Below are 14,872 nucleotides of genomic sequence, written 5' to 3' on the forward strand. Positions count from 1 at the left end.
AAATATAGTAATACAAATTAATTTATGCTCAATTTTTTCTACTTCCCGAAGCATATTCAAGCGTATTAATATCCAAAATTTCTCTATGAGGTTTAAGTAAAGAATTTTCATATTGGCATTTCCACTGAACATTTTCAAATATACTTTGTATGGTATCGCCGCTTTTTATTATATCGCCTTTATCAAAGATATAAGCTGCTATATTTAAAGCATGTGATATAACATCATTTACATTTAAATCATGGAAATGATATTGTATGTCTGGAAGTCCTACAGCATACATTCCCAAAGTGTCTACTATAACATCATTGGAATTCTCAATATTGAATAATCTTATATTTAGTCCTGAAAATAAAAATCTAAAATCTTTAGGATAATTATTATTAAGTATTTGCTCTGGTAAAAGAAGTTTTCCGCTTTGTTCATTATAAACTGCGATGCAATTATCAAAAAGTTTTAAAGCACTATAAAGCCAATTATTTAAAAGTGCTGTTCTATCTTTATAATCAAGACCAGCGGCTAAAAAATCGCTAAGCATTATTTCATAATTACAGTTTTTTATTAACTCTTTAGGCTCTTTTATATCCCACATCTGACTATAATAATAATCGCTTATAGATGTATAATCAAATTCAAGAGCACTAGGCATCAATATTTGTGCTGGAATTTCTTTATCATCTTCATACTTTACCTTTAAATCATTAATAGCAATACTATAAATGCCTTTATCCTCTGATACAACATCTATATTATCATAAAACTTTCTAATCTTTTGCTTTACTAACTCTATATTAGGCAAAACTGGCTTATCTTCAAATAATAATTTATAAAAATATACATGAGAAAAAACAGCTTTATCATTATTTTTATGATGCAAATTTTTATTTAATTCTTTATCATCACTCATAATAAAAACTCCCGCACAAAAATATTAATATAATATATAAATAATTTTTTACTATTGTTTAACAGGCACCAAATATGTAAAGTCAAATTGTAAAGTTTGATCATATCTTATTCCTATTTCATTTTTTTCATTAAGGAATAATCCATTAACAAAACCAAGTCCCAAAACTATGCCGTTATCAAATACAAAATCTTTCTTTATATTAAGCCCAAAGTAGAAAGGAACTCTGTAAAAAGGATCTCCTTCAACACTTATAAATTTATGATTTTTATTTATATACCATCCAGAAACAAATATTATAGGCTCTATTTCAAACCAAGTTTTTACAGGTATAGTACCCCTCAAAAATAAGCCATGTCCGAATACTCCTGCCTCATTATCTCTGTCGGAAAGATTATAGGAAGCCAAATAAAGTATAGATAAATAATAGCTATTAAGACCTATAGCTCCTACATAATTTTCTGTAATAGCAGGAGAGCCTTCTACAAGCGGATATTCATGCCCTCCATTATGCCAATAGTGAATTCCTATATAAGGAGTAGCTATATCATGTACAAAATCCATAGCATAAGTAACTCCTACATCAAATCTTTCTCTATGTTTTGCATTATGCTGTATTTGCCAATTCATATATACTTCTCCGTTGCCGCCTTTAAACCATTGAAAAGAAGCTCCGTATTCATAATAGCCATGAGTAAAAGGTTCATTATATTTATATTCTTCAGGTCCTTTTGCTATTAAAGTATTATCTGGGGTAGAACGTACAACTGGAGTCATATCCATTAAAGGATCTCTTATAGGCGAAGGAAGATTATGTCCGCCTGTCATTGTACCTATTCTAAGAGAGATATATTCATTTGATAATTGTGTTGTTACTATTGGGAATACTCTTATACCCTGAGGAAATTCAAATGTAAATGGAAAAAATATTGAAGCTCCTACTCTTAAAGTTATAAAATCATTGAACTTTATATCAAAAGCTCCCTCAGTAAAATTTTCAAAATATGTCAATGTTGTTCTTGTATCAGGCCATAATGTATTTTCTGCATTATATGCATAAGAACTTGTAAATAATCTAAAATCAACTGTTGTATCTGCATATACATTAACAAATATAATCATAAATAAAATTAAACAAAATGAAATAAAACGTTTCATAATATGCCTCTAGTTTTTCATAAATAATATAAGAAATTATTATATCATAGTTAACATAAAATTACAATTATGATAACTATATTCAAATGCTTACGTAGAAAAAATTTGTGGCGGGTGGGCGGTGTTGATGCTTACGATGAGAAGGTCATTTAGTTTTTTTATGAATAGCTCTATTGTCTAAACAAAATTTAATAAATTCATGCATATTTGAAATATTTTTTACTTTTAAAAGTTTTTTATAAAATTCTTCTTGTACATATTCATTTTCCACCCATTTAGCTATTAATTTTTTATATCCTCTTTTTATTTCTTTACTAGTCTTTTTCCTAATATCAATTAATTTTGCCTTATAAAAAACATCTTCTAATTTTTTATCATTATATATTGGTATAATGTACTTTCTTAAGTTTGTATCTTTAAACATATTTTTATTTATAAATTCGGATTTCTCATCAGGGGTACAATCATCTGTATCCATTATTATAAAAATTTTAAAATTACTAATAATTTTATCATTTTTATAATCAATTATATCACCATATTCTTTTATAAAATCATCATAATTATTTAATTTATGTTTCTCTAATTCATCGTATAAACTAGTTATTTGTATGGATGTACTTCCATTATCTCTAGAAATAATTTTTCATATTTAATTTAAGTTCAGCTTTAACTACATCACAAATATCTTTTTCTGACTTACCATGGCATATCACTATTACTTTAATATAATCTTTATTATATATGTAATTCATAATAAATAATTTATTCCTATTTTTTTAATATATCTTCAAAATCTATGCCTGAAGTTATTGGAATGCCATGATATATTCCATTTAAATATCTTTTTCTAAAATTTATATTTGGATGTTCATTTTCATAAGATTTTATTGGTACTAATATTTTATTACCTATACTATCAATATTGAATACATATATAGAATCTTTATCTATATTAGATTCTAAAATAGTTGTATTATGAGTTGTAATAAAAAATTGACCATTTATGTTATTAAATAATGAAACTAATATTTCTGAAGTTAATAAATCATGAATTCCGCTATCTAGTTCATCTACAGCTACTACTCGTGATTTTTGTTCATCTAAAGAAGTTAATAAAAATGGGAGTAATTTTAATAGTTTTTGTGTTCCATTCGATTCTAAATCAAAATTTACATCTATCATTTTTCCATATACTCTTTTTTTAAAAAATAAATTATATAATATTTTCTCTTCTTTATTTTTTTTCTTATAAAATACTTTTTTAACATCACTATAAATAGAAGTAAAAAAATCATTCAATATTTCTTCAGTAAATTTTAGTTTATGTTCATCATTTTTCTTTATAATTCCTTTATCCATATTGATAATTACATCTTTTAAGGATGATATTCTACCTATTTTTATACTCTTATTTTTTTCAAGATGAATTGACATAGATAAGAAATATTCTATAACATCAAAAAGATTTTTTTTTATGTTATCATCTATATATTGTTTTGTCTTATCATTTCTTTCAAATAATAATATTGATAAAAATGAATGTTTACCCCAAAATTTATCAATTAGATCTTTTATTTCATTATAATATTTTTCTTTAAATAAAGATTTATTAATATATTTATTTTTACTATCTATTTCAAAATAAATTGTCTTATTTTTAGTTAATGTATATTCTAATTTTTCTTTTACTATATTTTTATTATCTGTTTCTATATAATATACACCATTTTTATATTTGTTTGACTCTTTATCTTTCAATATAAATCCAAATTCTAAAACCATATTACCCTTTGAACCAATTGTTTTTGAATCATTAATAATATAATCTGTACTTTTGAATATATCTTTTATAATATCTAAATTATTTTTATTATCTAAATTTTCATTTATAAATTTATTAATTTTATCATAATGTATTTTAGTGTTTAATGTTTCAAATAAAGTGAAAAATGCATTTATAAAATTAGTTTTGCCAGCTCCATTTTCTCCATAAATTATAATCATTTTTTTAGGATTATTTTTTGATGATGTTAAATCTACTTCAAAATCAACTAATGATTTATAATTTTTAAGTTTTACATAAGTAAACATTGTATTTTAGCCTTTATTTTTTAAGTTTTTATGACATTTTATAATAAATTTAGCAAAAATCAAGTATAAAATAAAATTACTCTTTACAATAATATATTTTATATTATAATTGCCTCATCATTTTGATTCTTTATTCAAAATCTAAAAAACTATTATTAGGAGTTTATAAATGATAAAAAGAGCATTAATATCTGTTTTCTACAAAGACGGAATATTGGAGTTTGCTAAATTTCTAACTTCAAAAAATGTGGAAATAGTTTCTACAGGAGGAACTTATAAATATTTAAAAGAGAACGGCATAAATGTTATAGAGGTTGCTGAAGTTACAGGTGCTAAAGAAATGCTTGACGGAAGAGTAAAAACTTTAGATCCTAAAATACATGGGGCAATACTCGCTATAAGAGATAATCCTACTCACATGGAAACTATTAAAGAGAGAGGTATAACTCCTATTGATATGGTAATAGTTAATCTTTATCCTTTCTTTGAAAAGATGCAAGATGACAGTTTGAAGTTTGAGGAAAAAATAGAGTTTATAGATATAGGCGGACCTACAATGCTTCGTTCTGCTGCTAAGTCTTTTAAAGATGTTGTGGTTATAAGTGATGTTAAAGATTATGATTTGGTTAAAAATGAGATGGAAAAAGGCGAAGTGAGTTTTGAAACAAAAAAATACTTGGCTTCTAAAGTATTTAATTTAACTTCTGCTTATGATGCTGCAGTTTCTGAGTTTATGTTTAATTCATTGGAAAGTAAGGAAGATAAAAAACTTAATTATCTAAATATGTCTTATGCATTAGAGGAGAAATTAAGATACGGAGAGAATCCTCATCAGGGTGCAAGTTATTATGTATCAACTACAGATAAAGGCTCTATGAAAGGTTTTGAACAGTTAAACGGTAAAGAGCTTTCATTTAATAATATCAGAGATATGGATATAGCTTTGAAAATAGTATTAGAGTTTGATGAGGCTAAAAATGAATATGCTTGTTCAGCAATAAAGCACTCTACTCCTTGCGGTGCTGCTTTAGGAAGCAATGTACTTGAGGCTTATACCAGAACTTATAACTGCGATCCTACTTCTATATTCGGGGGTATTGTTGCTTTTAATACTACAGTAGATGAGGCTACAGCAAAAGAACTTGTAAAAATATTTTTAGAAATTGTTATTGCTAAAGACTTTACTAAAGAGGCTTTGGAAGTATTAAAAACAAAAAATAATTTAAGAGTTATAAAATATAAAACTAACACAAGCGATAAAATTAATCTCGTTAAAGTTGATGGCGGATTACTTGTTCAAGATGAGGACAGTGTTTTAGTTGAAGATTATAAAGTTGTAACTGAGAAAAAACCTACTGAAGAAGAGATGAAAAATTTAATATTCGGTATGAAAGTTGTAAAATATGCTAAATCAAATGCTATAGTAGTAATAAAAGACTTTATGGCAAAAGGTATAGGAAGCGGACAGACTAACAGAATATGGGCCTGCGAAGATGCTTTAGATCGTGCTGGAGACGGAGTTGTGATGGCTTCTGATGCTTTCTTCCCATTCAGAGATGTTGTTGATGCCTGTGCTAAATACAATATTAAAGCTATAATTCAGCCAGGGGGATCTATAAGGGACAAAGAATCAATAGAGGCTTGTAATGAACATGGCATAGCTATGGTATTTACTGGAATAAGGCATTTTAAACATTAAAATTGATTTTATTATAAAAAAATAAAAGCGAAGTTAATTTTATGTTAGCTTCGCTTTTTTAATCTAAATTCAAATAATATGATAATATATTTCTGAATGATCTAATATGGTATTTTATATCATAAATATCTCTTATACTAGAAATTTTATGCATAACATAGAGCGGATTAAATGATAAATTATAAAAATATTCTATATATTTAAATATTTTTTTATCTTCAATAGGAAGCTTCATTATACTCTGACGCATATCATAATCAAACCAATTTCTAGTTTTTATAAGATCATTTTTTTCGCAATACTCAAAAAGCTTAGTTCCTGGGTAAGGTACAAATATAGATACATTCATAGAATTAATATAACCATTAAGCATTAAATATTTAACAACATTAAAAGTATTTATTATATCTTCATCCGTTTCCCAAGGATACCCTATTTTAACCATCATATCAGTAAAAAGTCCCGCCTTTCTGGCTAATTTTATAGATTCTATCATAGTATCTACAGTATTATTGACTATTTCTAATTTTTCTATAGTACTGTTATTTCCAGACGGAAGATTAAATATTATAGTTTTAAATCCTGCTTTTTTCATCATCTTATAATCCTGATATTCCAAAGCATTAAGATACATATAACAGTCTATATACACTTTCTTATTGAGTTTTCTCTCTTTCATAGTTTCACAGAATATAGAAAGCCATTCTCCAGTTGGAAAATAAACACTGCTGTCAATAATTTCTTTTATACCATAACGTCTATTAAGAAATTCAATTTCATCTATCACATTTATAGGATTTCTAAGCCTAATATTATTAAATAATATATTTGAAGAATTGCTGTTATAATTATTATATAAAGACCCCCTGCCTGACATTATGAAAGTATCTGGGCTTTTCTTATAATGATCATTTTTTTTGCAGTACAGCTTCCAATTTGTTAAATTCCTATCTATAAAAGGGAGTCTGTCTAAAGTGTTTTCTAAAACAAAAGCTCCAGTATTTTTTATATTTCCTGTAGAAGTCCTATAATATACCCCCTTGTTTAGTTTCTCTCCAAAATTCAAATGATTAACCAAATTAAGAAGAAGCATATCATAATCCCCTCCAGTAAGTATAAAGTCGGTTTTAGACTTCATCATACTTTCTTCAGGCAAAGCAGTAACATGATCTCCAGCTAGAACAACAAGCATTTTATCATATTTTTCTTTTATTACATCTATTGTATCCCAAATATAATTTATAATCGGAGTTTTTACTTCAAAAAATATTAAATCAGGCTGTGTTTCATCTATAGTATTAAACCATTCTATAGTTGTCATTCCTCTAGCCACAGTATCAAGAAAAATAACATTTATGCCATTATTTTTAAGCAAAGTAGCAGCATAAGATGGTATTATAGGATATGAAAATGTAGGATTTTTAAGCCATTGAAACTGTCTATTTAAAGATATCAAAGGATAACCGTTATTATATTCAAAAGGAGGATATGTTATACATACTTTCTTTACTTGTTTTTTCTTCATAAGGCAATATATATTATTTAGTTTTCTTGGCAGATTTTTTGCCTTTTTTCTTTATGATTTTATTTTCATATACATACTTCTCAAGCTCATACTGATCATCAAAAATAATATCATACCACTCTTCATATCTCTCGCATTTAGGAGGACTATGCTTGGAGCATATATCATTTCTATTTTCATAATTTTTGCAAAGATAAGTTTTTTTATCTAAATATCTGCATTCGCTTCTTATCATGTGATACCAAGTATTTTCATGTATAAAAATAAAAGAATGTCTAAAATGCAAATACCATTTCAATGTATTTAATTCGCTTTCATTTTTAGGAGGAGATATTTCCATAACTAAATCATGGCAGCATAAAGAATTACAATCTGCACATAATTTTTCACTTACTTTTTCCTGTCTATTTTTTAACAGACTATCTGATGGTATAACTTTCAAAATTAGACCGCCTTATCATAATATTATTAATTATATATATTATAATAGTAATTAATTAAAATTCAATACATTAATTATTAAAATAATTTTCCATAAAGTTAATAAGTTTTTTCTGGGAATCTATATAGTTTTTAATACTATCTTCTGTTAAGCATTTAAGCATCATTATATCCAAATTTTCACATTCTTTTAAAATAGGTTCGGCAAATGTAAGACCTTTTTTAGTAAAACTTATAAGCCTGTTTCTTTTATCCTTAGGATTAACTTTTTTCTTTATATATCCCTTTTTCTCAAAATTATCCAATATAGAACAAACCGTTTGTTTAGGAACAGATAATTTTTCTGTAATTGTGCTTTGTACACATTCCTTATTATCATATATAATCTTTAATGTAAATAAAGCCAAATCAGTTATGCCGTACTGTTTAGCCCATAGATAATAAAATCTGTTGGAAGTATACCAAAAATCATATATAACTTCCATATATTTTTTCATATCTTCATTTTTCATTAAAATACCTGCTTTTTAGTATTTCTATTAATTATATTAAACAATAAATTTAAAATAAAACAAGTATTAAAATATAATAAATAAGGCTGCCATTATTTTTTAATGACAGCCTAAAAATTATAGAATTATTTTATTAATCAATATACACCATTATAAGCATCTAAATAAATCTGTTTTAATTCTTTCATCAAAGGATAAACTGGATTAGCACCTGTACATTGATCATTAAATGCCTGCTCTACTATATCATCAAGTTTAGCCATAAAGTCTTTTTCAGATACTCCATATTCTTTTATAGATAAAGGTATATCCAAATCTTTTTTAAGACCATTTATAGCTTTAATTAAATTAGCAACTTTTTCAGTATCGTTTTTGCCGCCTAAATTAAGCAAATCAGCAATAGCAGCATATCTTTCTCTAGCATGCGGATACTTATATTGAGGGAATAAACCTTGTTTAGTAGGCTTTTCATTAGAGTTATATTTAACAACCTGACATATAAGCAAAGCATTGGCAAAACCATGAGGTATATTGAAAGCGGCACCAAGTTTATGAGCCATAGAGTGGCAAATACCAAGAAAAGCATTAGCAAAAGCCATACCAGCTAAAGAAGCAGCATAATGCATTTGTTCGCGTGCTTCTGGATTTTCTGCTCCTTCCTTATATGAAGAAGGCAAATATTTGAATATAAGTTTTACAGCTTTTTCAGCATTAGAATTAGAAAACTCTGTAGCACAAACAGAAGCATAAGCCTCAAGAGCATGTGTTAATGAGTCTATACCGCTTGCAGCACATAAACTTTTAGGCATACTCATAACAAGATTAGCATCAAGTATGGCCATATTAGGTGTAAGTGCATAATCGGTAATAGGATATTTAATATGTGTAGCATCATCTGTAATAACAGCAAAAGGTGTAGTTTCAGAACCTGTACCAGATGTAGTAGGTATAGCAACAAACTCTGCTTTTTTACCTAATTCTCCAGCATCGCATATTCTTTTTCTTATATCCATAAATACCATAGCTATATCTTCAAATTTAACTTCTGGATTTTCATATAATAACCAAGCTATTTTACCAGCATCTATAGGAGAACCTCCTCCTAAAGCTATAATCAAATCTGGTTCAAAAGCATTAGCAACTTTTAATATATCCATTACAGTACCAATAGTAGGATCAGGCTTAACATCTGAGAATACAGTATATCTTACATTTATATCATCTAATACTTTAGTAACATTATCAGTAATTCCTAATTTATAAAGAGGTCCGTCTGTAATAATCAAAGCTCTTTTTTTATCAGCATACTCTCTTAAAGCAACATCTAAAGAACCTCTTTTTAAATATATTTTTCTTGGTACTCTATACCATAGCATATTCTCTCTCCTTGAAGCTACAGATTTAATATTCAAAAGATGCTTAACTCCTACGTTCTCACTAGTAGAATTATTACCCCAGCTTCCGCAGCCCAACGTCAAAGAAGGCTCTAATCTAAAGTTATAAACATCACCTATAGCACCCTGTGAAGAAGGCATATTAATAAGTATTCTTCCTGTAGGCATTTTTTCGTAGAATTTTTCTATTCTTTCTTTTTGATTATCTTCATCTGTGTATAGTACAGAAGTATGTCCAAGTCCTCCGAATACTATCAAACTATGAGCTTTATTTAAAGCATCATCATAATCATCAGCCTTATACATACCAAGAACAGGTGATAATTTCTCATAAGAGAATGCTTCATCTTTACTTATAGAACTAGCCTCCCCTATAAGTATTTTAGTATCTTCAGGAACAGTAATTCCAGCCATTTTAGCTATAACATAAGCAGGCTGTCCTACTATTTTAGCATTTAGTGAACCGTCTATAATAATCACTTTAATAAGTTTAGCTTTTTCTTCTTTATTAAGGATATAAGCTCCCCTATAAGTAAACTCTTTTTTTACCTCTTCATAAACATTTTTTACAACAACCACAGTCTGCTCGCTTGCACATATCATACCATTATCAAAAGTTTTACTCATAATAACAGAGTTTACAGCCATTTTTATATTTGCAGTTTCATCAATAATAGCAGGAGTATTACCAGCACCTACTCCTAAGGCAGGTTTTCCGCTTGAGTATGCAGCTTTTACCATACCAGGTCCGCCTGTAGCAAGAATCAAATCTATATGAGGATGGCTCATCAAAGCGGCTGAAAGCTCAACTGTAGGCTCTTCAATACATCCTATAAGTCCGTCTGGAGCACCATTTTCTACTGCTACTTTATTAATTATTTTACAAACTTCTGCTGTGCATTTTTTTGCCCTTGGATGCGGAGAAAATACTATTGCATTTCTTGTTTTTAATGCTATTAATGCTTTAAATGCTGCTGTAGATGTTGGATTTGTAGTAGGTACAACGCCAGCTATTACACCTATCGGCTCAGCTACTTTTTTTATACCCATTGCTGTATCTTCGCTTATAATTCCGCAGGTTTTTGTGTTCTTATATTTATTATAAATATATTCTGAAGCAAAGTGATTCTTTATAACTTTATCTTCAACTATTCCCATCCCTGTTTCTTCGCAAGCCATTTTTGCTAGAGGTATTCTTCGGCTATTAATTGCTATGGCACATGCCTTAAATATAGCATCTACTTGTTCTTGACTAAAAGTAGAATATATTTCCTGTGCCTTTCTAGCTTTTGATATTAACTCATCAAGTACAGAATTTTCGCTTTTTACTTTAGTATCTTTACTCATTTCTGCTCCTATATTAATTTGTGATAAAAATATTATATATTGTACTATTTTTAATATATAATGTCAATAGTAATTATATTATATGCGTAAATTTCATAATAAAATATAGAAATTTCATATATTATTATGAAATTATCATATATTTTCTATAAAATGATGGCATTAAAATTAATCATGTTATATAATTAATAAAAAATATATTTTTTTTAATAATAAACGGAGATAAATGAATCATGACTTTCACAGATTTAATTATGAATTTAAACAAATTCTGGAGTGAAAACGGATGTATAATACAACAAGGCTATGACTTAGAAGTAGGAGCAGGTACTTTTAATCCCGCAACCGCATTAAGAGTATTAGGACCTGAACCTTTCAATGTAGCTTATGTAGAACCATCAAGAAGACCTACAGACGGAAGATATGGAGAAAATCCTAACAGACTTCAGCATTATTATCAATACCAAGTTATAATGAAACCATCTCCTGAAAATTTTCAGGATTTATATATACAAAGTTTGGAAGCACTAGGCATAAGTTTTAAAGACCATGATATACGTTTTGTACATGATGACTGGGAATCCCCTACTCTTGGAGCATGGGGTTTAGGATGGGAAGTTTGGCTTGACGGTATGGAAATTACTCAATTTACATATTTCCAAGCTGTAGGAGGAGTAAATTTAAAGCCTATAGCGGGAGAAATTACTTACGGACTTGAAAGAATATGCATGTATCTTCAAAATGTTGATAATGTATATGATTTGGAATGGGGACATGGAATTAAATACGGTGATGTACATTTACAAGGCGAAAGAGAGTTTTCTAAATATAATTTTGAAATAGCTGATACTGATATGTATTTCAGACATTTTAAAGAGTATGAAGATGAATGCGACAGATGCTTAGCTAACGGATGTGTGCTTCCTGCTTATGATATGGTTATGAAAAGTTCGCATGTATTTAATATGCTTGATGCTAGAAATGCTATAAGCGTTACAGAACGTGCAGGATATATTGCAAGAGTAAGAGAACTTATGAAAAAAGTTTCTGCTGCCTATATAGAATCAAGAGAAAAAATGGGATATCCATTAATAAAAAATAATTAATATTAAATAAAAAAAGGCTGATATATAAAAAATATCAGCCTTTTTATTATATATTTTCTTTTATTTCTTCATAAAATTTTTTAAAAGTATTATCAATATTATCTTCCCAAGTATTGTGAGTAAATATTATATGAGCTGTTTCTCTATATAAAGAATCCCTTTGTTTTGAAAGCTCTAATAATTTATTTTTATCTTTAGCAAGTAAAGGGCGTTTCCGAGGATCTATATTTTCAAGTATAATTTCAGGACTTCTATCTATAAAAATAGTTAATCCTTTTTCTTTCATAATTTTTCTATTTCTATCTGCCAATACTATACCTCCGCCTGTAGATATTACAGAATTATTTGAATTACTAAGCTCCTCTAAAACATCGCTTTCAAGATTTCTAAAATAAGCCTCTCCATTGTCAGCAAAAATATTCGTTATAGTTTTATTCTTTCTTTTTTCTATAAAAGAATCCATATCATATAAAGTGTAATTCAAATACTCAGCAAGCATTTTAGACAATATGCTTTTACCGCATCCTGGAAGCCCTATTATAAATATAGTATTATTTGTATTATTATCATTCATCATACTGCCCCAATATTATTAAATTCTCCACACTTCTTTCAAAATCTTCCAAATCTTCCTTATATTTATTAAAATCTCCAGTCATATCAATATAAAAATAATACTGCCATTTTCTATCGCTATGCGGACGGCTTACTATAGAAGTTAAATTAAAACATTTTAACTTATCAAGAGAATTAGCCAAACTTCCATTCTCATGCGGAAGTAAAAATCTTATAGTCATTTTATTACCGCTTCTTAAAGCATTGTCATAATTTGCAACTATTATAAAGCGTGTGGTATTGCCTCTTATATTTTCAATATTTTCTTTTAGCATTTCTAAATCATAAACTTTACATGCATTTTTATTTGAAATAGAAGCAATAGCTTTATCATCTCCATTAGAAACTATATATGCAGCCTCCGCTGTATTTGATGCTGTTATCTCTTCAAAGTTATTTTCTTTAATAAAATTAGAACATTGCTTCAAAGCCTGATGATGAGATATAACTTTCTTAATATTTTTTATACTGCTTCCTTTCTTTGCCATAAGTCCGTATTCTATAGGCAGATAAATTTCCCCCACAATCCTGCAGTTATAATCAGCAAGTATATCCAAAACTTCATTAACCATGCCAGTAGAAGAATTTTCTAAAGGCAAAACTCCATAATAACTTTCCCCGCTTCTTATACTTTCAAGAACCTCATCAAAATATGCTTTTTTTATAAATTTAGCATTATCTCCAAAAAATTTACAAGCAGCCTCATGTCCGTTTCCTCCTTCACGTCCCTGATAAACAACCGTTTCATCATACTTTATTTTATTCTCATTGATATTTTCTCCTTTTGATTCATCAATTAAATGTTTCTGAAGCTGCTTAGAAGCATACATTATATCATTATACATAGTAGTTATAAGCCCTGATAATTCTTTATTTTCAAGAAGCTCTATCTTGCCTGCAATAACTTCCTTTTCTCTTTCTGGATCAAATATAGGTATATTATTTTTTTTCTTAGTTTCTCCAACTTTTAAACTTATTTTCATTCTCTCATCTATTAAACTTATTATCTGCTTATCTATTCTGTCAATCTCTTTTCTTAATTCCTTTAATTCATCATTCATAAAAAATCCCTCATAAACTTTAATAAATAGATTATACAAAAATGAATACAAATTGTAAAGAGTTTTTAATATCATAAAAAAATGATGCTTCAAAATACTTTAGTGCTTTTATCATTATAAAGACTTTATTATACATATAACACTAATATATAAATTTTTTGACTAATTTTGATTATTTTTGATTGATTTTGATTGATTTTTATTTGTTTTTTTATATAATTATTAATATAAAGATTTCTGATGAGGAATAAATTAAATGCTCAAAGTAAGCAGATACGAATTAATATTGGAAATGATAAAAGAAAAAAGAAATATAAAAATAGAAGAGTTGATTGAAAAAGTTAATGTATCTGAGGCTACTATAAGAAGGGATTTAACATTTCTTGAAGAGGCTGGAAAAATAAGAAGAGTGCATGGAGGTGCTATACTTATAGACACTCAGGAAGAGAGTTTAATATACAAAAAGGAAATGCATTCTGAGGAAAAAGAGAAGATAGGTAAATTTGCAGCTTCTTTAATAGAAAGAGGCGACATAATATATTTAGATGCGGGAACAAGCGTATTTGCTATGATTAAATATTTAGCTGGTATAGAAAATATAAAGGTTATAACAAACGGACTTACTCATGCAGAAGAACTTTATAACAAAAAAATAGAAACATATTTAATAGGCGGAAAAATAAAAATGCTTACAGGAGCTTTAGTTGGAGCCAATGCTGTTTTATCGGTTAGAAATTTTAATTTTAATTTGGCATTTATGGGTGCAAACGGCGTAGATATTAATGGATATTCCACTCCAGACCCTGAAGAGGCATTAATAAAAAATGAGGTTTCTATAAAAGCTGATAAAACTTATTTTTTATGCGATGAATCTAAATTAAATAAAAAGAGCCTAGTAAACTTTTATAATTTGGAGGATTCTTATTTAATAACAAATGCTAAAGAAATAAATGATGATATAAAAAATAAATTAAAAGGATTATACATTGTTAATTAATAAACATAAAAAATGG

14 protein-coding genes are annotated in these 14,872 nt (G+C 27.6%); 3 read left to right on the forward strand and 11 right to left on the reverse strand.

The window, feature by feature from the left end; translation table 11 throughout:
* Window positions 1-28: 28 nt before the first annotated feature.
* The 5 genes from Q0J69_RS01075 to Q0J69_RS01095 all read right to left on the reverse strand — a co-directional run bounded on the left by Q0J69_RS01075 (window position 29) and on the right by Q0J69_RS01095 (window position 4,159).
* On the reverse strand, window positions 29-907 hold the full coding sequence (locus Q0J69_RS01075; protein WP_297203492.1) for a DUF4261 domain-containing protein: 879 nt from the start codon (window positions 905-907) through the stop codon (window positions 29-31).
* A gap of 51 nt (window positions 908-958) precedes the next feature.
* A complete protein-coding gene (locus Q0J69_RS01080; RefSeq protein WP_297203494.1) occupies window positions 959-2,065 on the reverse strand; it encodes a hypothetical protein in 1,107 nt (368 codons plus the stop codon).
* 145 nt (window positions 2,066-2,210) lie between these two features.
* Entirely contained in the window at window positions 2,211-2,543 is a 333-nt protein-coding gene (locus tag Q0J69_RS01085; protein WP_297203501.1) for a hypothetical protein, read from the reverse strand.
* Window positions 2,544-2,697: 154 nt separating this feature from the next.
* A complete protein-coding gene (locus Q0J69_RS01090) occupies window positions 2,698-2,820 on the reverse strand; it encodes a hypothetical protein (RefSeq protein ID WP_297203503.1) in 123 nt (40 codons plus the stop codon).
* 16 nt (window positions 2,821-2,836) lie between these two features.
* Window positions 2,837-4,159 (reverse strand): AAA family ATPase, encoded by a 1,323-nt coding sequence (locus tag Q0J69_RS01095; RefSeq protein WP_297203504.1) that lies wholly within the window; start codon window positions 4,157-4,159, stop codon window positions 2,837-2,839.
* A gap of 169 nt (window positions 4,160-4,328) precedes the next feature.
* Between Q0J69_RS01095 and purH the strand changes: the two genes are divergently transcribed.
* Window positions 4,329-5,858 carry a bifunctional phosphoribosylaminoimidazolecarboxamide formyltransferase/IMP cyclohydrolase gene (gene purH, locus Q0J69_RS01100; protein ID WP_297203505.1) on the forward strand — a complete coding sequence of 510 codons (1,530 nt, stop codon included), beginning with the start codon at window positions 4,329-4,331 and terminating at the stop codon, window positions 5,856-5,858.
* 58 nt (window positions 5,859-5,916) lie between these two features.
* On the opposite strand, the gene Q0J69_RS01105 is transcribed toward purH, so the two are convergent.
* From Q0J69_RS01105 to adhE, 4 genes are all read right to left on the reverse strand, one after another.
* Entirely contained in the window at window positions 5,917-7,383 is a 1,467-nt protein-coding gene (locus tag Q0J69_RS01105) for a radical SAM protein (RefSeq protein WP_297203506.1), read from the reverse strand.
* A 13-nt stretch (window positions 7,384-7,396) separates the two neighbouring features.
* Complete coding sequence (locus tag Q0J69_RS01110) at window positions 7,397-7,825, reverse strand: YkgJ family cysteine cluster protein (RefSeq protein WP_297203507.1); 429 nt, start codon at window positions 7,823-7,825, stop codon at window positions 7,397-7,399.
* A 70-nt stretch (window positions 7,826-7,895) separates the two neighbouring features.
* Window positions 7,896-8,336: a MarR family winged helix-turn-helix transcriptional regulator gene (locus Q0J69_RS01115; protein ID WP_297203508.1), complete on the reverse strand. Its 441-nt coding sequence runs from the start codon at window positions 8,334-8,336 to the stop codon at window positions 7,896-7,898.
* A 137-nt stretch (window positions 8,337-8,473) separates the two neighbouring features.
* The gene (gene adhE, locus Q0J69_RS01120; RefSeq protein WP_297203509.1) at window positions 8,474-11,077 is read right to left on the reverse strand and encodes a bifunctional acetaldehyde-CoA/alcohol dehydrogenase; all 2,604 of its coding nucleotides are present in this window, start codon (window positions 11,075-11,077) and stop codon (window positions 8,474-8,476) included.
* Window positions 11,078-11,310: 233 nt separating this feature from the next.
* On the opposite strand from adhE, the gene Q0J69_RS01125 reads away from it, so the two are divergent.
* On the forward strand, window positions 11,311-12,183 hold the full coding sequence (locus Q0J69_RS01125) for a glycine--tRNA ligase subunit alpha (RefSeq protein WP_297203510.1): 873 nt from the start codon (window positions 11,311-11,313) through the stop codon (window positions 12,181-12,183).
* Between the two features lie 46 nt (window positions 12,184-12,229).
* Here Q0J69_RS01125 and Q0J69_RS01130 read toward each other — a convergent pair whose 3' ends face one another.
* Window positions 12,230-12,757 carry a shikimate kinase gene (locus Q0J69_RS01130; RefSeq protein WP_297203512.1) on the reverse strand — a complete coding sequence of 176 codons (528 nt, stop codon included), beginning with the start codon at window positions 12,755-12,757 and terminating at the stop codon, window positions 12,230-12,232.
* On the reverse strand, window positions 12,750-13,859 hold the full coding sequence (locus tag Q0J69_RS01135) for a chorismate mutase (RefSeq protein ID WP_297203514.1): 1,110 nt from the start codon (window positions 13,857-13,859) through the stop codon (window positions 12,750-12,752). The genes Q0J69_RS01130 and Q0J69_RS01135 overlap by 8 nt, the downstream gene beginning before the upstream one ends.
* 256 nt (window positions 13,860-14,115) lie before the next feature.
* On the opposite strand from Q0J69_RS01135, the gene Q0J69_RS01140 reads away from it, so the two are divergent.
* The gene (locus tag Q0J69_RS01140) at window positions 14,116-14,856 is read left to right on the forward strand and encodes a DeoR/GlpR family DNA-binding transcription regulator (protein WP_297203515.1); all 741 of its coding nucleotides are present in this window, start codon (window positions 14,116-14,118) and stop codon (window positions 14,854-14,856) included.
* The last annotated feature ends 16 nt before the right edge of the window (window positions 14,857-14,872 follow it).

The sequence above is a fragment of the uncultured Brachyspira sp. genome (assembly GCF_944388875.1).
Lineage (GTDB): Bacteria > Spirochaetota > Brachyspiria > Brachyspirales > Brachyspiraceae > Brachyspira.

Coding starts and splice junctions, on each gene's coding strand:
- Q0J69_RS01075 (WP_297203492.1), bottom strand. CDS start 907: ATGAGTGATGATAAAGAATTAAATAAAAATTTGCATCATAAAAATAAT.
- Q0J69_RS01080 (WP_297203494.1), bottom strand. CDS start 2,065: ATGAAACGTTTTATTTCATTTTGTTTAATTTTATTTATGATTATATTT.
- Q0J69_RS01085 (WP_297203501.1), bottom strand. CDS start 2,543: ATGGATACAGATGATTGTACCCCTGATGAGAAATCCGAATTTATAAAT.
- Q0J69_RS01090 (WP_297203503.1), bottom strand. CDS start 2,820: ATGAATTACATATATAATAAAGATTATATTAAAGTAATAGTGATATGC.
- Q0J69_RS01095 (WP_297203504.1), bottom strand. CDS start 4,159: ATGTTTACTTATGTAAAACTTAAAAATTATAAATCATTAGTTGATTTT.
- purH (WP_297203505.1), top strand. CDS start 4,329: ATGATAAAAAGAGCATTAATATCTGTTTTCTACAAAGACGGAATATTG.
- Q0J69_RS01105 (WP_297203506.1), bottom strand. CDS start 7,383: ATGAAGAAAAAACAAGTAAAGAAAGTATGTATAACATATCCTCCTTTT.
- Q0J69_RS01115 (WP_297203508.1), bottom strand. CDS start 8,336: ATGAAAAATGAAGATATGAAAAAATATATGGAAGTTATATATGATTTT.
- adhE (WP_297203509.1), bottom strand. CDS start 11,077: ATGAGTAAAGATACTAAAGTAAAAAGCGAAAATTCTGTACTTGATGAG.
- Q0J69_RS01125 (WP_297203510.1), top strand. CDS start 11,311: ATGACTTTCACAGATTTAATTATGAATTTAAACAAATTCTGGAGTGAA.
- Q0J69_RS01130 (WP_297203512.1), bottom strand. CDS start 12,757: ATGAATGATAATAATACAAATAATACTATATTTATAATAGGGCTTCCA.
- Q0J69_RS01135 (WP_297203514.1), bottom strand. CDS start 13,859: ATGAATGATGAATTAAAGGAATTAAGAAAAGAGATTGACAGAATAGAT.
- Q0J69_RS01140 (WP_297203515.1), top strand. CDS start 14,116: ATGCTCAAAGTAAGCAGATACGAATTAATATTGGAAATGATAAAAGAA.